At 70.0% G+C, this 16,904-nt stretch carries 18 protein-coding genes; 9 read left to right on the plus strand and 9 right to left on the minus strand.

Going from position 1 to position 16,904, the window contains the following annotated elements:
* Nucleotides 1–6: 6 nt before the first annotated feature.
* Nucleotides 7–1,104, minus strand: a complete 1,098-nt coding sequence (locus AC1RVY_RS21570) for a VanZ family protein (RefSeq protein ID WP_492808088.1) — start codon at nucleotides 1,102–1,104, stop codon at nucleotides 7–9.
* Nucleotides 1,105–1,258: 154 nt separating this feature from the next.
* Nucleotides 1,259–1,687: a CopD family protein gene (locus tag AC1RVY_RS21575; protein WP_218296702.1), complete on the minus strand. Its 429-nt coding sequence runs from the start codon at nucleotides 1,685–1,687 to the stop codon at nucleotides 1,259–1,261.
* 332 nt (nucleotides 1,688–2,019) lie between these two features.
* On the opposite strand from AC1RVY_RS21575, the gene hemB reads away from it, so the two are divergent.
* Both hemB and AC1RVY_RS21585 read left to right on the plus strand, forming a co-directional pair.
* Complete coding sequence (gene hemB / locus AC1RVY_RS21580; RefSeq protein WP_492808091.1) at nucleotides 2,020–3,027, plus strand: porphobilinogen synthase; 1,008 nt, start codon at nucleotides 2,020–2,022, stop codon at nucleotides 3,025–3,027.
* 60 nt (nucleotides 3,028–3,087) lie between these two features.
* The gene (locus AC1RVY_RS21585) at nucleotides 3,088–4,221 is read left to right on the plus strand and encodes a magnesium transporter CorA family protein (protein WP_369641145.1); all 1,134 of its coding nucleotides are present in this window, start codon (nucleotides 3,088–3,090) and stop codon (nucleotides 4,219–4,221) included.
* Nucleotides 4,222–4,244: 23 nt separating this feature from the next.
* On the opposite strand, the gene AC1RVY_RS21590 is transcribed toward AC1RVY_RS21585, so the two are convergent.
* The 3 genes from AC1RVY_RS21590 to AC1RVY_RS21600 all read right to left on the minus strand — a co-directional run bounded on the left by AC1RVY_RS21590 (nucleotide 4,245) and on the right by AC1RVY_RS21600 (nucleotide 6,595).
* Nucleotides 4,245–4,898 carry a glutathione S-transferase family protein gene (locus tag AC1RVY_RS21590; protein ID WP_492808093.1) on the minus strand — a complete coding sequence of 218 codons (654 nt, stop codon included), beginning with the start codon at nucleotides 4,896–4,898 and terminating at the stop codon, nucleotides 4,245–4,247.
* 66 nt (nucleotides 4,899–4,964) lie between these two features.
* Complete coding sequence (locus tag AC1RVY_RS21595) at nucleotides 4,965–5,894, minus strand: amidohydrolase family protein (RefSeq protein ID WP_492808095.1); 930 nt, start codon at nucleotides 5,892–5,894, stop codon at nucleotides 4,965–4,967.
* An 11-nt stretch (nucleotides 5,895–5,905) separates the two neighbouring features.
* Nucleotides 5,906–6,595 (minus strand): dienelactone hydrolase family protein, encoded by a 690-nt coding sequence (locus tag AC1RVY_RS21600; protein ID WP_218296698.1) that lies wholly within the window; start codon nucleotides 6,593–6,595, stop codon nucleotides 5,906–5,908.
* A gap of 171 nt (nucleotides 6,596–6,766) precedes the next feature.
* On the opposite strand from AC1RVY_RS21600, the gene AC1RVY_RS21605 reads away from it, so the two are divergent.
* From AC1RVY_RS21605 to creC, 4 genes are all read left to right on the plus strand, one after another.
* Nucleotides 6,767–7,522 carry an SDR family oxidoreductase gene (locus tag AC1RVY_RS21605; protein ID WP_370627736.1) on the plus strand — a complete coding sequence of 252 codons (756 nt, stop codon included), beginning with the start codon at nucleotides 6,767–6,769 and terminating at the stop codon, nucleotides 7,520–7,522.
* 147 nt (nucleotides 7,523–7,669) lie between these two features.
* Nucleotides 7,670–8,305 carry a MarC family protein gene (locus AC1RVY_RS21610; protein WP_218296696.1) on the plus strand — a complete coding sequence of 212 codons (636 nt, stop codon included), beginning with the start codon at nucleotides 7,670–7,672 and terminating at the stop codon, nucleotides 8,303–8,305.
* Between the two features lie 99 nt (nucleotides 8,306–8,404).
* Complete coding sequence (creB, locus tag AC1RVY_RS21615) at nucleotides 8,405–9,094, plus strand: two-component system response regulator CreB (RefSeq protein ID WP_218296695.1); 690 nt, start codon at nucleotides 8,405–8,407, stop codon at nucleotides 9,092–9,094.
* Nucleotides 9,095–9,167: 73 nt separating this feature from the next.
* Nucleotides 9,168–10,628: a two-component system sensor histidine kinase CreC gene (gene creC / locus AC1RVY_RS21620; protein ID WP_369641143.1), complete on the plus strand. Its 1,461-nt coding sequence runs from the start codon at nucleotides 9,168–9,170 to the stop codon at nucleotides 10,626–10,628.
* Here the strand turns inward: creC and AC1RVY_RS21625 are convergent.
* Nucleotides 10,625–11,005, minus strand: coding sequence for a phosphopantetheine adenylyltransferase (locus AC1RVY_RS21625; RefSeq protein ID WP_492808098.1), 381 nt, complete (start codon nucleotides 11,003–11,005; stop codon nucleotides 10,625–10,627). The two genes, creC and AC1RVY_RS21625, sit on opposite strands and share 4 nt — an antisense overlap.
* Before the next feature lie 172 nt (nucleotides 11,006–11,177).
* On the opposite strand from AC1RVY_RS21625, the gene creD reads away from it, so the two are divergent.
* Both creD and AC1RVY_RS21635 read left to right on the plus strand, forming a co-directional pair.
* Entirely contained in the window at nucleotides 11,178–12,620 is a 1,443-nt protein-coding gene (gene creD, locus AC1RVY_RS21630) for a cell envelope integrity protein CreD (RefSeq protein WP_218296692.1), read from the plus strand.
* Nucleotides 12,617–12,940: a hypothetical protein gene (locus AC1RVY_RS21635; RefSeq protein WP_492808099.1), complete on the plus strand. Its 324-nt coding sequence runs from the start codon at nucleotides 12,617–12,619 to the stop codon at nucleotides 12,938–12,940. Before creD ends, AC1RVY_RS21635 begins: the two co-directional genes overlap by 4 nt.
* Nucleotides 12,941–13,080: 140 nt before the next feature.
* Here AC1RVY_RS21635 and AC1RVY_RS21640 read toward each other — a convergent pair whose 3' ends face one another.
* The 3 genes from AC1RVY_RS21640 to AC1RVY_RS21650 form a co-directional block, all read right to left on the minus strand.
* The gene (locus AC1RVY_RS21640) at nucleotides 13,081–13,608 is read right to left on the minus strand and encodes a hemerythrin domain-containing protein (RefSeq protein ID WP_492808100.1); all 528 of its coding nucleotides are present in this window, start codon (nucleotides 13,606–13,608) and stop codon (nucleotides 13,081–13,083) included.
* A 170-nt stretch (nucleotides 13,609–13,778) separates the two neighbouring features.
* On the minus strand, nucleotides 13,779–14,360 hold the full coding sequence (locus AC1RVY_RS21645) for a hypothetical protein (protein WP_492808102.1): 582 nt from the start codon (nucleotides 14,358–14,360) through the stop codon (nucleotides 13,779–13,781).
* A 69-nt stretch (nucleotides 14,361–14,429) separates the two neighbouring features.
* Nucleotides 14,430–14,648: a CsbD family protein gene (locus tag AC1RVY_RS21650; protein WP_492254403.1), complete on the minus strand. Its 219-nt coding sequence runs from the start codon at nucleotides 14,646–14,648 to the stop codon at nucleotides 14,430–14,432.
* Between the two features lie 360 nt (nucleotides 14,649–15,008).
* On the opposite strand from AC1RVY_RS21650, the gene AC1RVY_RS21655 reads away from it, so the two are divergent.
* Nucleotides 15,009–16,883, plus strand: a complete 1,875-nt coding sequence (locus tag AC1RVY_RS21655; RefSeq protein WP_218339108.1) for a DUF1800 domain-containing protein — start codon at nucleotides 15,009–15,011, stop codon at nucleotides 16,881–16,883.
* Nucleotides 16,884–16,904 lie beyond the last annotated feature (21 nt).

Here is a 16,904-nt window from a genome sequence, read left to right on the forward strand (position 1 = left end):
CCCATTTTAGGTTTGCGACTCGCGCCGGGACACGCGCAACAGCACATACAGCAGCGTGGCATAGGGCCACAGCCAGCCCAGCCACTGGCCCAGGCCGTAAAAACGGATGAACCGGCCCTGCTCCCAGATCTGCAGCGTCTGCGCGAAGTAGGCGCTGGTGGGCGCCTGGTTGAGCAGCGCAAGGTGCCAGACCAGCGCGACCAGCAGCACGGCCGCGCAGGCACGCCGGGGCAGCGCCAGCAGCAGCAGCGCCAGCGCCAGCGCACCCCACACGCCCACGCGCGTGGGCAGGCCCATCCACTCCCAGGCGTGCACGGGCCCCCAGCTCAAGGCGGCCGACAGCGCGGTGAGCGTGACGCCCACGGCCACGACCCCCAGGGCAAACAGCGCGCGCCGGCCCACGGAGCGGATCACGCAGTAGCCCAGCAGGCAGGGGGTCAGCAGGCCCAGCGTCACGCACAGGAGCTCGCCGCTGGGCGAGAGCGGGTCGAACGCGGCGTCGCGCAGCGGAAGCCATTCCAGGAACGGGGTATCGGCCAGCAGCTCGATGAGCGCGGCCTCCAGCCGCTCGAGCACCTGGCCCAGCCCGAACGGCACGGCCGCCGGGAACAGCAGCGCCAGGGGCCACAGCGCCAGCAGCACGATGGCGCCGCTGGCATCGGCGACGAACCAGCGCCCCCTGAAGTCGCTCCAGCGGTCGATGGCGCCCGCGCGCTCCAGCAGCGCGGCACTCAGCGCCCCCGCCAGCGCCCCCGAAGCGTTGAGCAGCAGGTCCAGGTTGGAGGGCACGCGCCGGGGCAGGTAGATCTGCAGAAACTCCATGGCCAGCGACAGCAGCACGCCCACCAGCGTGGACAGCAGCACCGCGCCGCGCCGCCAGCCCGAGCGCAGCATGGCCAGCACCAGCAGAAAACCCAGCGGCGCATAGCCCACGACATTGGTGGCGATGTCGAAGCCCGTCCAGTACGGCGGCGGCAACGGCGCCAGCAGGAACACCAGGGGATCGATGCCCTGCGCGCGCCACCCGTCGAACGGGAACAGGCTGGCGAAGACGATCAGCGCCGTGTAGATCAGCGCCAGAGGCCAGGCGGAGGTCTTGTGCATGCCGTCTCAGCCATCCATGGCGCCATGCATCACCCATGCCCCGCAAGCACGGGCGCGGTAGAGGGCAGGGGCGCCGCGCGGGGCCCGGCCACCGCAGCGGGCCGGTAGAGGGGACCAGGGAGAAGGCGCGCGGCGCCGCAGGGAGCTGCCCACTTCAGAACGGCTTGACCACCACCAGCACCACGGCGGCCAGCAGCAGGACCACCGGCACTTCATTGAACCAGCGGAACCACGCATGGCTCCTGCGGCTGGTGCCGTTGGCCAGCTTGCGCAGCAGCACACCGCAGGCGTGGTGGTAGCCGATCACCAGCAGCACCACCGCCAGCTTGGCGTGCATCCAGCCGTTGCCCGGGCCGCGCCCGATGCCATAGCCCATCCACAGCCACGCGCCCAGCGCCAGCGCGGGCACGGCCAGCAGCGTGGTGAAGCGCAGCAGCTTCCTGGCCATGAGCAGCAGGCGGTCACGCTCCGCGGCCGAGCCCGGCGCCACCATCGCCAGATTGACGAAGATGCGCGGCAGGTAGAAAAGGCCGGCAAACCAGCTGGCCACGAAGACGATGTGAAAGGCTTTGACCCAGAGCATGGGGGCAGTTTAAGGGCCCGCACCATGCCGCCGGGGCCACGCCAAAAAAAAGCCCGGCAAATCCGCCGGGCCGGGAAAGCCTGTTTTGCATCGCTGCAATCCAAGGCCCCGCTCAGGGAGGGAAAGCGGGGGGCAGCAAGCCGCCCGGCGCCAATTTAGCACCGGGCAAGAGGTGTTACAAGCGGCATTTCCAGGGCGCGGCGCTGCGGCGCCAGCGTTTGGCAACGGGCGCTCCGCCATGCCAGTGCACCCGTGGATCCGGCTTTGCCGGTCCACCGGGTGCGTCCCCCTCTGGGGGAAGCCGCGCAGCGGCTCAGGGGGATAATCTTCACATGCATCTCCAAAGCCCCGCCCCCTTCCCCCAGAACCGCCCGCGCCGCCTGCGCCGCGATGCCTTCACCCGCAATCTGGTGCGTGAGAACGCCGTCACGCCGCACGACCTGATCTACCCCGTGTTCGTGCACGAGGGCCAGGGCCGCAGCGAGGCCGTGACCTCCATGCCCGGCGTGGACCGCCTGAGCCTGGACCTGCTGCTGCCCGTGGCCGAGGACTGCGTGCAGCTGGGCATTCCGGTGCTGGCGCTGTTCCCGGCCATCGACCCTGCGCTCAAGACGCCGGACGGCAAGGAGGCGCTCAACCCCGACGGCCTGATCCCGCGCGTGGTGCGCGCCCTGAAGAAGGAATTTCCGGCCCTGGGCGTGATGACCGACGTGGCGCTGGACCCGTACACCAGCCACGGCCAGGACGGTGTGCTCGACGACACCGGCTACATCATCAACGACGACACGGTGGAGATCCTCACCGGCCAGGCGCTCACGCACGCCGAGGCGGGCGTGGACATCGTCGCGCCCAGCGACATGATGGACGGGCGCATCGGCGCCATCCGCGAGGCGCTGGAGGTGCAGGGCCACATCCACACCCGCATCATGGCCTACAGCGCCAAGTACGCCAGCGCCTTCTACGGCCCCTTCCGCGACGCGGTGGGCACGCGCGGCGCCTTGGGCAAGGCCGACAAGAACGTCTACCAGATGGACCCCGGCAACAGCGACGAGGCCCTGCGCGAGGTGGCCATCGACATCGCCGAGGGCGCCGACATGGTGATGGTCAAGCCCGGCATGCCCTACCTGGACATCGTGCGCCGCGTGAAGGACGAGTTCAAGGTGCCCACGTTCGCCTACCAGGTGAGCGGCGAGTACGCCATGATCAAGGCCGCCGCCGCCAATGGCTGGCTGGACCACGACGCGGTGATGATGGAGTCGCTGCTGGCCTTCAAGCGCGCGGGCGCCGACGGCGTGCTGACCTACTTTGCGCGCGATGCCGCGCGCTTGCTCCGAAAATAAGAGCTGCTAGCGCTTGATGGACAAGCGCCAGAAGCACTTTTTATTGCCACCCGGGGTCGCATGCGCATTTTTCACATCCACAGCGGCAGCGTGCAGGAGCTGGCCGAGCTGCCCACGCAGATGCCTGCCCAGGGCTTTGTCTGGATCGCCTGCGCGCGCCCGGCCTTCCAGGCGCGGCTGGCCGAGATCCAGGCGAGCCTGCAGGCCCTGGTGGGGCTGCAGCTGGTGGACCTGCATGTCTCCGACCTGCTGAACGCGCAGCTTCCCTCGCACTACGACTACACCTCCCAGTACGATCTGCTCGTGTTCCGCCGGCTGGCCACCGCGCAGGGCGGCGGCCCGGAGGCCGAAGCGGGGCAGCCCGGCGACGCCGCCTCCCCGCTCAGGCGGGCCGGCCCGCCGGTGCTGCGCCGCATCGACACCAGCCCCGTGGGCTTCGCGGTGTTCGACCAGCTGCTGCTGACGGTGCACCCCACGGACTGCGCCGTGCGCGATGCGTATGCCGCGCGCCTGCTGGCCGCCACGCCCGCCCCCGCGAGCGAGGGCCGCAGCAGCCCCGTGCCCGGGGCGCGCCGGCCCACCAGCCCGGCCGACCTGATGCTGCGCGTGGTCAACCTCATGGTGGACGGCTACCTGGACCTGCGCCGCGAACTCACGCGCCAGCTGGACCACTGGCAGACCGAACTGCTCAAGCCCCGCGCCCGCTACGTGAACTGGAGCTCGCTGCTCGAGGCGCGGCTGGCGCTGCACAAGCTCGATGAAATCTGCGAGGACCAGCGCACCGCCGTGCAGGACTGGATCGACGCCCTCGAAACCTGGGCCCTGCCCGACACCCCCGCCGGCCTGCGCGAGCTGGACCTGCTCAAGGTGCGCAGCCGCGACGTGCTGGAGCACATCGAGCGCGTGGTGCACCACGTGCGGCGGCTGGAGCAGAGCACGGAGACCGCCGTGCAGATGCACTTTTCCGTGCAGAGCAACCGCACCAACGACATCATGCGCACCCTCACGGCGCTCACCGCCGTGTTCCTGCCGCTGAACCTCATCGCCGGCATCTTCGGCATGAATTTCGAGTTCATTCCGCTGATCCACAAGGCCAACGGCTTCTGGTGGGCGATGGGCTCGATGGCGTTCATCGCCGTGGCGCTGGTGCTGGTGTTCTGGCGCAAGCGCTATCTGGCGCGCACGAGCAGGTAGGGGAGCGCGCCTGCCCGCCGCCGTCAGACGAAGGGTTCGGCCAGCGCCTCGTTGAACAGCACCCGCTGCACGGCGGGGCGCTCCAGCATGCGCCGCAGGTACGGCCCCAGGTGGGGACGGCTGCGGGCCGGCGCGGTGCGCTGGAAGTTGCGGGTCCAGCGGCACAGCGTGAACACGTAGGCGTCGAGCGCGCTGTAGCCCGCGCCCAGGAACCACGGGCCCCCGTGGCGGGCCAGCTCGGCGTCCAGCTGCGCCAGCAGGCCGTCGATGCGCAGCTCCGCGTGGCGCTGCAGCTCCAGCATGCCGGCCTCATGGCCCTCGTCCACCCAGCGGTGGGGATAGAAGTACACGATGAGCGTCGCCTGCAGCGTGTTGGTGAGCCACATCAGCCACTTGTAGAACTGCGCGCGCTGCGCCGTGCCCAGCGCGGGCGCCAGGGCCGCGGCGGGGTGGGTGTCGCACAGGTGCAGGGTGATGGCGGCCGTCTCGTAGAGCACCAGGTCCCCGTCGGTGAGCACGGGCACCAGCCCGTTGGGGTTGAGCCGCAGATAGGCGGGCGCCTGGTGGGCACGCTGGCCGATGTCCACGGACACGCGCGCGTAGGGCGTGCCCAGCTCTTCAAGCAGGATGTGCGGCACCATGGCGGCGCTGCTGGGGGCGTGGTGAAGCTCGAGCATGGTGTTGTGCGGGAGGGGACCGGTGGCCTGAAAAAGAGGAGGATGCGCGGACCGCGCGGGGATAGATCAGGGCCGCGCCACGCCGAACAGGCCGGCGCCGTTGTCCCACGCGACCTTGCGCGCCACGTCGGCGGGCAGGCCGCCCAGCCAGGTGCGGTAGCCCTGCATGAGGCTTTCATAGTGCTGCCAGCGCTGGTTCACCCAGGTGTCGGAGCCCACGACAAAACGCGTGGGGTACTTGAGCAGCAGCGCGCGCCACGCGGGGCACAGCTGGTCGTCGTCGCACACCAGGCCCGGCCGGTACGAGAGTTCGCCCACGAGGCCGGGGTAGCGCGCGAGCAGCGCGTCCACCCGCTCGGCCGGCGCGCCGCCGATGCCCGTGTGCGCCCAGATCAGGCGCAGCTTGCGCCCTTGCGTGGGGGTGTGCGCCATGAGCTTGTCGATGGCCACGTCGTCCACATGGGCCAGCACCACCAGGTCGCGCTCCTCGGCCAGAGCCATGAGCTTCCTGGCCACCGGGCCGTCGGCATTGGCGCTGTCGTACAGGTGGAACTCGCCGATGCCCCGGTACGGCCCGGCCGCCGTGCCGCGCGCCAGCTCGGCCTGCACCATGGCGTAGATGCTCTCGTCGGCGAACCAGCCGGTGTAGTCGGCGCGGCTGCGGTACAGCCGCACGAAGGGCACCACGGCGACGCCGGCCTCGCGCGTCTCGCGCAGGCCGGCCAGCGTGAGCGAGCCGGTGTTGGGCCGGGAGTTGGCCACGATGGCCCGCACGCCGCTTTTCTGCATGCGGCCCAGCACGTCGGCCGGCGGGTGCGGGCCGTTCTTGCCGTCCCACGCCTCTTCGTTGTAGTGCAGGTGGGCGTCGAACAGCGGCCCGGGATAGTCGGCCGCATGAGGCTGGACCCCGAACGCTATCAAACCGATAGCTACCAGCGCCTTACCAGCATGCGCCAGATGCCAAAAAGGCTTCACACTCTGAAGCGGGGCGGCCATGGTGCCGCCCCTCAGGCGAGATGTTTGTCGAAGAACGCCAGCGTGCGGTCGCGCGCGGCCATGGCCGAAGGCTCGTCGTAGCTGCCGCGCTGGTCGCAGTTGAAGCCGTGGTCGGCGTCGTAGATGTGGACCTCGACCTCGGGATGGGCGCGGGCAAATGCCTGCACGGTGTCGAGCGGGATGTAGTGGTCGCGTTGGCCGAAGTGCGCCAGCACCGGCACCTGCGGGTGGCGCGCTGCTTCGTCGGCAGAGGTCATGCCGCCGCCGTAATAAGGCACGGCCGCCGACAGCCCGCTCAGCGTGCAGGCCGCGCGCCAGGTCAACAGGCCGCCCCAGCAAAAGCCCACGATGCCGACCTTGCGGCCGCTTTGCTGCGCGGCGTAGTCGATGGCGGCCTGGATGTCGGGCATCACGCCTGGCGCGGGCAAGGCCTCGACCGCGGCCTTCAGACCCATGCCGGCCTTCATGTCGTCGCCGGTGTAGCCCATGTCCACATCCTGCTGCACGCGGTGAAACGTCGACGGTGCGACGGCCAGGTAGCCGCGCGCGGCAAACCGGTCGGCCACCGCGCGGATGTGCGAGTTCACGCCAAAAATTTCCTGCAGCACCACAATCGCACCGCGCGGCGCCGCATCGGGCTGCGCCACCCAGGCGGGCACGGCGAGACCATCGCTTGATGTCAGATTGACGAATTGACCCATGGCATTGACTCCTTGCTGCGTTGATGGACTGATGTGTGACTCGGGGGCATGCGGCCAGCGCGGGTGCCGGGGCTCCCCCACGCGCCGGTCCCGGCGCCCGCTGAACGCGCCATTCTGGCCGCTGAGCGGACCTCTGTTCAAATGCGGGCCATTTTCAGAGGAGTCCTTGCAGTGACCCACACCCACAAAGTAGCACTGATCACCGGAGGGTCGCGCGGCATCGGCGCGGCCACCGCCCGGCTGGCGGCGCGCCAGGGCTGGGCCGTGGCCGTCAACTACGCCCGCGACGCGCACGCCGCCGAGGCCGTGGTCGCCGCCATCGCCGCCCAGGGCGGCCGCGCCCTGGCGGTGCAGGCCGACGTGGCCGACGAGGCGCAGGTGATGGCCATGTTCCGCACGGTGGACGCGCAGCTGGGCCGCCTCTCGGCCCTGGTGAACAACGCCGGCGTGGTGGACGTGCCCGCGCGGGTGGAGGCGATGGGCGTGGCGCGCCTCAAGCGCATGTTCGACATCAACGTGATCGGCAGCTTCGTCTGCGCGCGCGAGGCCGTGCTGCGCATGGGCACGCGCCACGGCGGGGCCGGCGGCAGCATCGTCAACGTGTCCAGCGCCGCCGCGCGGCTGGGGGCGGCGGGCCAGTACGTGGACTACGCGGCCGCCAAGGGCGCGATCGACACCATGACCCTGGGGCTGGCGCGCGAGGTGGCCGCCGACGGCATCCGCGTGAACGCCGTGCGCCCCGGCCTGATCGAGACCGACATCCACGCCAGCGGCGGCCTGCCCGACCGCGTGCGCGACCTCTCGCACCAGGTGCCCATGCTGCGCGGCGGCACGGCCGAGGAGGTGGCCGAGGCCATCGTGTGGCTGATGTCGCCCGCCGCCAGCTACACCACCGCCACGCTGATGGACGTCTCGGGCGGGCGCTAGAGCGCTGCGGTGCAGCATGCGCGGGCGCCAAACCGCGCCAAAAACACCGCATACTCGCGCACAGCAGCCCGGCGGCGGCGCCTGTGCGCTGCCTTGCCGGGCCCAGCCCGATCCACCGCCCTGCCCCCTGCCTCCCGGAGCGCCCTGATGGACCTCAAACCCCTCATCACCCTGCTGGCCATCGTCAACCCGCTGGCCATCGTTCCCTTTTTCATCCACTACACGCAGGGTTTCTCGTACCCCCAGCGGCGGCGCACCATCCAGGTGGCGAGCTTCAGCGTGTTCTGCGTGATCGCCGCCTGCGCCCTGCTGGGCCTGCAGATCCTGGACTTCTTCAACATCTCGCTGCAGAGCTTCCAGGTGGGCGGGGGCATGCTGCTGCTCATCAGCGCGATGAACATGCTCAACGCCCAGCCCGCCGAGGCCAAGCCCAGCACCAACGAATACGAGGAAGGCGCCGAGAAGGCCGCCGCGGGCAGCAGCATCGCCGTGGTGCCCCTGACCATCCCGCTGCTCACCGGGCCGGCCAGCATGTCCACCGTGGTGATCTACGCCGACCGCGCGCAGACCTTCTGGCAGCATGCCGCCCTGGTGGGCTACGGCGTGGTGATCGCCCTGGCCACGGCCGTGTGCTTCGCGCTGGCCGACCCGATCGCGCGCGTGCTGGGCAAGACCGGCATCAACGTGATGACCCGGCTGATGGGCCTGATCCTGGCCGCGCTGGCCGTGGAAGTGATGGCCGACGGGCTGGGCAAGCTCTTTCCCATCCTCATCTCCCGCTGAGATGGAGCACCCCCTGAATCGCCTTCGGCGGCCTTCCCGGCCGGGACCGTGCCAGTTTCGTATGCGGCGGGTGTCTCGCAGCACGAGGGGTGACTAGGCATGTCTGCAAGGCTTCTGCTGCTGGAGGACGACCCCGCCATCGCCCGCACCGTGGCGTATGCGCTGGAACGCGACGGGCTGTCCGTGACGCACAGCCTGCTGGTGCACGACGCGCGCCAGCAGATGCTCTCGCACCGCTTTGACCTCCTGGTGCTGGACGTGGGCCTGCCCGACGGCAGCGGACTCGACCTGCTGCGCGATGTGCGCGGCGCCCCGCAGACCGCGGCCGTTCCCGTGCTCATGCTCAGCGCCCATGGCGAGGAGATCGACCGCGTGCTGGGCCTGGAGCTGGGCGCCGACGACTACCTGGCCAAGCCCTTCAGCCCGCGCGAGCTGGCGGCCCGCGTGAAGGCCCTGCTGCGGCGCGCGGGCACCCGCCTTGCCGCGGCGCCCACCGCCACGGCCAGCCTGTTCCATGACGACGAGGCCGGGCAGCGCATCAGCCTGCACGGCCAGGCCCTGCCGCTGACGCGGCGCGAATACCGCCTCCTGTCGTGCCTGCTGCGCGGCGCGGGCCGCATCCACTCGCGCGACGCGCTGCTGGCCGCCGCCTGGGGCGACGACAGCGACAGCACCGACCGCACGGTGGACACGCACATCAAGACCCTGCGCGCCAAGCTGCGCGAAGTGGACCCGGCGCGCGAGTACATCAGCACGCACCGCGGCATGGGCTACTGCCTTGACGTCTGAAACCAAATGGGCCGCTGGCGCTTGCCCATCAAGCGCTGACAGATATTGTTCTTGAAGCAAACCCCACAGATCCATGCGCCTCGGCATCCGCCTGCTCTTTGCGTTTTTCCTCATCAACGGCATCGCCGCGTTCTTCGTGCTGCGCGTGTTCATGGCCGAGATCAAGCCCAGCGTGCGCGAGGTGATGGAGGACATGATGGTGGACACGGCCAACATCCTGGCCGAGCTGGCCAGCGAGGACCTGGCGGCCGGCCGGCTGTCCGACGGCACGGGCCAGCACAGCCCGTTCGCGCAGCACGTGCGCCGCTATGCGAGCCGGCCCATCGACGCCGCGATCTGGGGTTTCTCCAAGCAGTCGCTGGACTACCGCATCTACGTGACCGACACCACGGGGCGCGTGCTGTTCGACTCCGAAAACCGCGCCATCGGCGCTGACTATTCGCGGTGGCGCGACGTGGCCCGCACGCTGCGCGGCGAGTACGGCGCGCGCTCCACGCGCGACGTGGAGGGCGACGACACCAGCGGCGTGATGCACGTGGCGGCCCCCATCTACGTGAACAATGAGATCGCCGGCGTGCTGACCGTGGCCAAGCCCACGCGCACCGTGCAGCGCTTCATCGACCGCGCCGAGCGCAAGGTGTTCATGGGCGGGCTGCTGCTGCTGGCGCTCTCGGCCGCCGTGGGCGTGGCCGTGACGCTGTGGATGGTGTGGAACGTGCGCCGCCTGCGCGACTACGCCCTGAGCGTGCAGGGGCCGGCCGACGGCGAACACCGCGACCCCGACACCCCGCCCATGGCGGCCCTGGCCGTGCCCCAGGTGCCCGGCGAGCTGGGCGACCTGGCCCGCGCCATGGACCGCATGCGCGCCCGGCTGGAAGGGCGCGACTACATCGAGGGCTACGTGCGCGCCCTCACGCACGAGCTCAAGAGCCCCGTGGCCGCCATTCGGGGCGCGGGCGAACTCCTGCAGGACGACCTGCCCGCAGCCGACCGCGCCGAATTCGCCACCCAGGTGGTGCAGCAGAGCGAGCGCCTGCAGCGCATCATCGACCGGCTGCTGGAACTGTCCAAGCTGGAGCAGCGCCACCACGCCGAGGGCCGTGCGCCCGTGGCCCTGCACGATTGCGCCCGCGCCGCCATCGGCCAGACCCGCGCGCGCGCGGCTCAGCGCGGCATCACGCTCGCGCTGGCCGGCACGGGAAGCAGCGGCCCCTGGGAAGCCGAACTGGTGACGCTGGCGCTCACCAACCTGCTGGACAACGCCATCGACTTTGCCCCGCAGGGCAGCACCGTGCAGGTGGAGCTGGAAGGCAGCTGCGTGGCCGTGCAGGACAGCGGCCCGGGCGTGCCCGACTACGCGCTGCCGCGCCTGGGCGAGCGCTTCTTCACCACGGCGCGCCCGGGGGGCGAGCGCAGCGGCTCGGGCCTGGGCCTGGCCATCGTGCGGCGCGTCATGGCGCTGCACGGGGGGCAGCTGGTGGTGCGCAACACCGCACCGGGGCTGCGCGCCACGCTGGACTTTGCCGCGGCCTAGCTCCGCTGGCGCAGGTGCACGGCCACCCCCGCCACCAGCAGGGCCAGCGCCACCGCATCCACCCGCACGACCACGGCCAGCGGGGCGCCCAGTCCGCTGCCCCGCTGCAGCCACGCCAGGAGCAGAAAGGACACCACGCTCACCAGCCCCGCCACCAGGGCCAGCCGATGGAGTCCGGGGCGCATGGCGGCATGCCCCATGAAGGCGGCCAGCAGCCCGAACAGGACGGCCCGGTGCCGCAGCAGCAGCTCCAGCCCCGCATCCGGCACCGGGGTGCCGTACAGCTGCGCCAGCCTGCCCGCCCCCAGCACCCCCACCACGGGCAGGGCGTGGACCACCGCCACCACCCCCAGAATCACCGCGACCACATGGCGCATGCCAGCCCCTTTGTTGTGAAGCGGTGGTTGTAGGCGCAAGGGGCGCGGCCGTCGATGACCTGGCAGGTCATGGCGGCGCGGCACCAGACTTCACACTGGCCTCACAAACTTCATAGCGCCCTCACACCGGCCCACAACACTGCCTCCACAACATTCACTTGTGGAGGACCTCTTGTTCAAGCACCCCCTGTTCACCAAACTGGCCGCGCTCGCGGCCGTCACCCTGCTGCTGCTCCTTGGCCTGGGCATGATCGACAACGTGGTGCGCGACCGCCAGCGCTACCGCAGCCTCACCGCGCAGAGCGTGGCCGACAGCCTGGCCGGGCCGCAGACGCTGATGGGCCCCATGATCCACAGCGCCTGCGTGGAGACCTGGGACGTGGAAACCGGCAAGGGCGACGAGCGCCGCATGGTGGAGCAGCGCCGCGAGTTCCTGCTCACGGCCATGCCCGAGCAGCTCAAGCTGAGCACGGGCGCGGCGATGGAGGAGCGCGCGCGCGGCCTGCACAAGGTGAACACCTACAACCTCAAGGCCCACGTCACGGCGCAGTGGGGGTCGCTGGCCAGCCTCGAGCCGCAAAGCACCATGAAGAACTCGCGCATGCACTGCGGCGCGCCCATCGCGATGATGGCCGTGGGCGACGCGCGCGGCATCCGCACGGCGCAGCTCACGCTGGCGGACCAGGCCCTGGCCCTCAAGCCCGGCACCTTCCACCCCACCTACAGCCGGGGCCTGCACGCCGTGCTGCCCGAATCGGTGCGCGGCAAGGCCGATGGCCTGACCGCCACGCTGGACCTGGAACTGGTGGGCACCGAGCGCCTGGCCATCGTGCCCCTGGGGGGCAGCACCGAGGTGGTGATGACCAGCAGCTGGCCGCACCCCTCGTTCGCGGGGCGCTTCCTGCCATCGGAGCGGGAGGTCAAGAAGACCGGCTTCTCGGCGCAATGGCGGCTGTCGTCGCTGGCCACCACGGCGCAGGCCGATGTCGCCCACGGCAAGCGCATCTGCCTGGGGGGCGCGGACGACGGCGCCCGCGGCGACGACGCGCCCTCCGGCGCCACGCCGGGCGACTGCGCGGACAGCTTCAGCGTGGCCTTCGTCGACCCGGTGAACCCCTACTCCCTCTCCGACCGCGCCACCAAGTACGGCGTGCTGTTCATCGCACTCACCTTCGTGGCCGTGGGCCTGTTCGAGCTGATGAAAAAGCTGCGCGTGCACCCCGTGCAGTACCTGCTGGTGGGCAGCGCGCTGTGCAGCTTCTTTCTGCTGCTCGTGAGCCTGTCGGAGCACCTGCCGTTCGGCGCCTCCTACGCCGTGGCGGCGACCGCCTGCGTGCTGCTGCTGGCCTACTACGCCAGCCACATGCTGGGCAGCCTGGCGCGCGGCATTCCCCTGGGGGCCGGCATCGCGCTGCTGTATGGCCTGCTGTACCTGCTGCTGCAGCTGGAGCAGACGGCGCTGGTCGTCGGTGCCATCGCGCTCTTCCTGGTGCTGGCGGCCGTGATGGTGCTCACGCGCAAGGTGAACTGGTACGGGCTGTCGCAAGGCGGCGCGCCAAGCCGCCCCACCCCGCCCGCCGCCCGCCCCACCGCACCCCGCGCGGAGGCCGCATGAGAACGCACACCGCGCCGACCTCCTGGGCGCAGCACCTGGCGGACCCGGCGGCATGCACCGGCGCACCCGTACCCACGCTGACCCCGGCGGAAGCCGAGCACGTGCAGCGCCACCGCGATCAGCTGACGGCGGCCCTGCGGGCGCAGGACCGGGCGGCGCTGCTCAGTGCCAAGCAGCACGTGCTGGAAGCGGCCTACCACCCGTGCGGCGCCCCCGATGCGGCCTGCGGCCCCACCGACTCCCCCGCCTTGCGCAGGGCGCTGCGCGACCTGTCGTGGCGCATGGCGGGCCTGCTGCTGCCGCGCAGCCCGCGGCACTGAGTGCCCGGCGCCGGGTTTTTGATGAAAATAGCCGCCATCGCTTGATTGGCAAGCGCTGGCAGCTATAAAAACAGAAGCACATTACCCACCCCGGCCATTGCGGCTGGCCGGGCCTGGCGCACCGGCAGGTGGGAGAAAGGTCAGGCCACCGCTTCCCGCGGTGCGCAGGCGGCGGCGGGCGATGGAGCCCCGGCGTCCTCCGAGCAGGTCGCACCGCCGCATCCGTGGATCAGCTCGCCCGGCAGCGCCCCGGGGGCGTGCACCACGCCCGAGATGGGGTCGAATCCCACGCGGCGCAAGTGCAGGGCCAGCGCGGCATCCATGCTCTGCGCATGCTGCGGAAACCACAGGGCCAGTTCGCTGGCCATCACCCGCAGCACCGCGAGGTCGCCCTGCTGCGCACGCGCGGTGCCTTCACGCATCACCTGCAGCACCACCCGGTGCTGCATGCTGTGGCAGTTGCCCGATGCGAAGCGCGTGGAGGCCATCCAGGCGTCCTCCTGCGCGAAATGGTGGTCGGTGTGCTCCACCAGCGCCTGCCAGGCAGCCAGCAGGCGCGCGTCGTCCGCGCCATCGACGGCGGCCAGCAGGTCGACGAACTCACGGTGGGTGTCGTCCATCAGGGCCAGGTCCAGGGCCAGGGCGTCGGACCATTCGAGTTGAGCCATGCAAATCCCCTTGTGCACCAGGTCAAAGACAGGGGAGCGAGGTTAGTTTTTCGCGGCGGCCCGCATATTGATGCAGGTCAGGGTTCCGCCCCAGGGCCGCGGCCATCCCATGAAAAAAGCCCCGCACGGGGCGGGGCTCCTGGGTGGGCGCGGGCCGGGGCCCTGCGCGCTCAGCTCTTGCCGTACATGCGCTTCATGTCATCCACGCACTTGGACTTCAGGTCGCCGGACATCGCGTCGCAGCGCTCCTTGGCGGCCTTGTAGGCGGCATCGTTCTTTTCGGCGTTGGCATCCTTGCGGGCCTCGGCCACCGCCGCGTTCTTCTCGGCGGCGTTGTCCGCAGGCTTGGCCTGGGCCTCGGCCACCTTGGCATCTTCCTTGGCCTTCACGCGGGCTGCCTTCGCATCCTTCTCGCACACGTCCTTGTCATTGCCCTTGAGGTCGTCGCACTTTTCCTTGGCGACGCCGTAGGCCGCATCCGCCCGCGCGTCGGCGACCTTGCGGGTGGCCTTGGGGCTGGGCTTGTGCTGCGCGTCGAGCTCGGCCTTGGCCACGTCCTCGGCGCCCTTGGCCTCCTTCACACAGATGTCCTTGGCGTTGCCTTGCAGGCCATCGCACTTTTGCTTGCTGGCCTTGTAGTCGGCGGAAATGCGTTCCTTGCCAGCCTTGTATTCGGCGTCCGTCAGCGCGAAGGCGGAAGTGGCCAGCAGGCCGGCTGCGACAGAAGCCATCAGGGTGCGGGTGAATTTCATGGGTTTCTCCTCGATCGGTAATGGATAGAAATAGGAAGGGAGGGGCCGGGAAACGAAGGGGCCGTGGCCTCAGTCGTTGAAGCGGAAATCGGGGTGGCGGGCCTGCCAGTCGCTGAGCTGCTTCTCGGCCGCGTCGCGGGCGATGCCCTGGCGTTCCTGCAGCTTGCCCAGGAACTGTTCGCGCTTGCCGTCGATAACGTCGAAATCGTCATTCGTGAGCTTGCCCCACTGCTCGATCATTTTTCCCTTGAACTGCTTCCAGTTGCCCTTGACGGTGTCTTCATTCATGGCGTGCATCCTCGAAAAGATTTCGCGTCAGCCATCCACCCGGAATGCGTGGAACAGGTGCGTGATGCGATGGGATTGACTCTAGAAATGATTTGCCGCGGGGACCGTAGGCCATGCCACGCAGCACGCGTCAGCACAGGACTACGGCGGCTGAAGGACAGGGCGCGGCGGCGAGGGCGGCGCCCCTCGCCAGCGGCCAACAAAGTGTTGCAATTTGCCATCACTGCTCCACTGTTACGCGCGGCCCCTTCCCAGCAAGCTGTTTCGTTTGGTAACGCTTGTGTTTCCACGCCGCAACGGCATGTGGTGAAGTCCTGAAATGCGCTGGTTTTGAACGCGCACCTTCACCCCCCACGATCCATGCACACCACCTCCGAGGCGCCTCCCGCAACGCAGACTGCGGGCGAGGCACAAGACAGCCCGCGCCACCCCGCGCCGGCCGCCGTTTCTTCCCAAGACACGAAGAACCCCCTTCCCCTGCTGGCCGGGCTGGCCGCATCCGCGGCGCTGGCGGCCTGCGGCGGTGGCGGAGGTGGCGGGGAAGAAGGCACGACAGCCAGCCCGGGCGCCGGTTCCGCGCTGCCCGGCGCAACCCACACGGCGCCGCTGACGGACGCGGAGGCCGCGCGCTTCCTGCTGCAGGCCCAGTTCTCCGCCTCCACCGCGGACATCGCCGCCCTGCGCTCCACCACCTACGCCAGCTGGCTGGAGAGCCAGTTCAGCGCCCCCCCGTCGCTGAGCGGCTGGGACTGGCTGAACCAGCGCGGCTACGCCGACGTCAACAAGGACACGGCCTACTACGACAACACCTACCCGGGCGACTACATGATCTGGCACCAGCTCCTGCAGTCCAGCGACGGGGTGCGCAAGCGGGTGGCGCTCGCGCTGTCGGAGATCTGCGTGGTGTCGCTCTCGGGCCTGGACCTGAGCTGGCGCAGCCATGCCCTCGCGTGGTACTGGGACCAGCTGGTGGCCAACGCGTTCGGCAACTACCGCAACCTGCTGCAGGACGTGACGCTCAACGCGGCCATGGGCTACTACCTCAATACGCGCGGCAACCAGAAGGAAAACGCCGCCACCGGCCGACAGCCCGACGAGAACTACGCGCGCGAGGTGATGCAGCTCATGTCGATCGGCCTGGTGCTGCTCAACCCCGATGGCACGCCCCAGCGCGACAGCGCGGGCAAGCCCATCGACAGCTACACGCAAAGCGACGTGACCAACCTGGCGCGCGTGTTCACCGGCTACGACTACGACCAGTCGCAGAACACGCCGACCACCGTGCCGGGAACCACGCGCGTCGTGCCCGGCACCACCTTCGCGCGCCTGCCGATGGCGCTCACCGAGTCGCGCCATTCCACGCTGGCGGCCTCCTTCCTGGGCACCACCATCCCGGCCAACACGCCGGGCGCGGCGGCCCTCAAGACGGCGCTGGACACCCTGTTCAACCACCCCAACGTGGGCCCGTTCATCGGCAAGCAGCTCATCCAGCGGCTGGTCACCAGCAACCCCTCGCCCGCCTACGTGGCGCGCGTGACCGCCGCCTTCAACAACAACGGTGCCGGCGTGCGCGGCGACATGCGCGCGGTGGTCCGCGCCATCCTGCTCGACGACGAGGCGCGCGCGCCCGCCGGCCTCGCCCAGCCCGGGTTTGGCAAGCTGCGCGAGCCCATGCTGCGCTTTGTCCAGTGGGGCCGCACCTTCGGGCTGGAGTCGGCCCAGGGCAGCTGGAAGATCGGCAACTTCAGCGACCCGGGCTCGCGGCTGGGGCAAAGCCCGCTGCGCTCGCCCTCGGTGTTCAACTTCTTTCGGCCTGGCTACATCCCGCCGTCCACCGCGCTGGCGGCCAATGGCGCGGTGGCGCCCGAGTTCCAGCTGGTCAACGAAAGCAGCGTGGGCGGCTACCTCAACTTCATGCAGGGCGTGATCCGCAACGGCATCTTCGTGAACGCGCCGGAGCTGCCCCACAACGCCAGCACCGCCAACAACGGCTTCGACCTGAAGGCCAGCTACGCGCAGGAACTGGCGCTGGTCGCCGACGCGGACGCGCTCGTCGCGCGCATCAACCTGCTCATGTGCGCGGGCCAGCTCTCGGCCGGCACCGTCAAGCTCATCACCGATGCGCTCAAGGCCACCAACGTCACCGCGGCCAGCGCGGACAACGTCCGGCGCGACCGCGTGGCGGCCGCCGTCTTCCTGGTCATGGCCTCGGCCGAGTACCTCATCCAGAAATAAGCAACAAGCCCGGACCGCACC

This window comes from Acidovorax sp. GW821-FHT11A03 (assembly GCF_058809075.1).

Excerpts from the sequence above, each read along its gene's own strand:
- AC1RVY_RS21585 (WP_369641145.1), top strand. The coding sequence starts at position 3,088 with ATGCGCATTTTTCACATCCACAGCGGCAGCGTGCAGGAGCTGGCCGAG.
- AC1RVY_RS21640 (WP_492808100.1), bottom strand. The coding sequence starts at position 13,608 with ATGGCTCAACTCGAATGGTCCGACGCCCTGGCCCTGGACCTGGCCCTG.
- AC1RVY_RS21635 (WP_492808099.1), top strand. The coding sequence starts at position 12,617 with ATGAGAACGCACACCGCGCCGACCTCCTGGGCGCAGCACCTGGCGGAC.
- creB (WP_218296695.1), top strand. The coding sequence starts at position 8,405 with ATGTCTGCAAGGCTTCTGCTGCTGGAGGACGACCCCGCCATCGCCCGC.
- AC1RVY_RS21570 (WP_492808088.1), bottom strand. The coding sequence starts at position 1,104 with ATGCACAAGACCTCCGCCTGGCCTCTGGCGCTGATCTACACGGCGCTG.
- AC1RVY_RS21575 (WP_218296702.1), bottom strand. The coding sequence starts at position 1,687 with ATGCTCTGGGTCAAAGCCTTTCACATCGTCTTCGTGGCCAGCTGGTTT.
- creC (WP_369641143.1), top strand. The coding sequence starts at position 9,168 with ATGCGCCTCGGCATCCGCCTGCTCTTTGCGTTTTTCCTCATCAACGGC.
- AC1RVY_RS21655 (WP_218339108.1), top strand. The coding sequence starts at position 15,009 with ATGCACACCACCTCCGAGGCGCCTCCCGCAACGCAGACTGCGGGCGAG.
- AC1RVY_RS21595 (WP_492808095.1), bottom strand. The coding sequence starts at position 5,894 with ATGGCCGCCCCGCTTCAGAGTGTGAAGCCTTTTTGGCATCTGGCGCAT.
- AC1RVY_RS21590 (WP_492808093.1), bottom strand. The coding sequence starts at position 4,898 with ATGCTCGAGCTTCACCACGCCCCCAGCAGCGCCGCCATGGTGCCGCAC.
- AC1RVY_RS21610 (WP_218296696.1), top strand. The coding sequence starts at position 7,670 with ATGGACCTCAAACCCCTCATCACCCTGCTGGCCATCGTCAACCCGCTG.
- AC1RVY_RS21625 (WP_492808098.1), bottom strand. The coding sequence starts at position 11,005 with ATGCGCCATGTGGTCGCGGTGATTCTGGGGGTGGTGGCGGTGGTCCAC.
- AC1RVY_RS21650 (WP_492254403.1), bottom strand. The coding sequence starts at position 14,648 with ATGAATGAAGACACCGTCAAGGGCAACTGGAAGCAGTTCAAGGGAAAA.
- hemB (WP_492808091.1), top strand. The coding sequence starts at position 2,020 with ATGCATCTCCAAAGCCCCGCCCCCTTCCCCCAGAACCGCCCGCGCCGC.
- AC1RVY_RS21645 (WP_492808102.1), bottom strand. The coding sequence starts at position 14,360 with ATGAAATTCACCCGCACCCTGATGGCTTCTGTCGCAGCCGGCCTGCTG.
- AC1RVY_RS21600 (WP_218296698.1), bottom strand. The coding sequence starts at position 6,595 with ATGGGTCAATTCGTCAATCTGACATCAAGCGATGGTCTCGCCGTGCCC.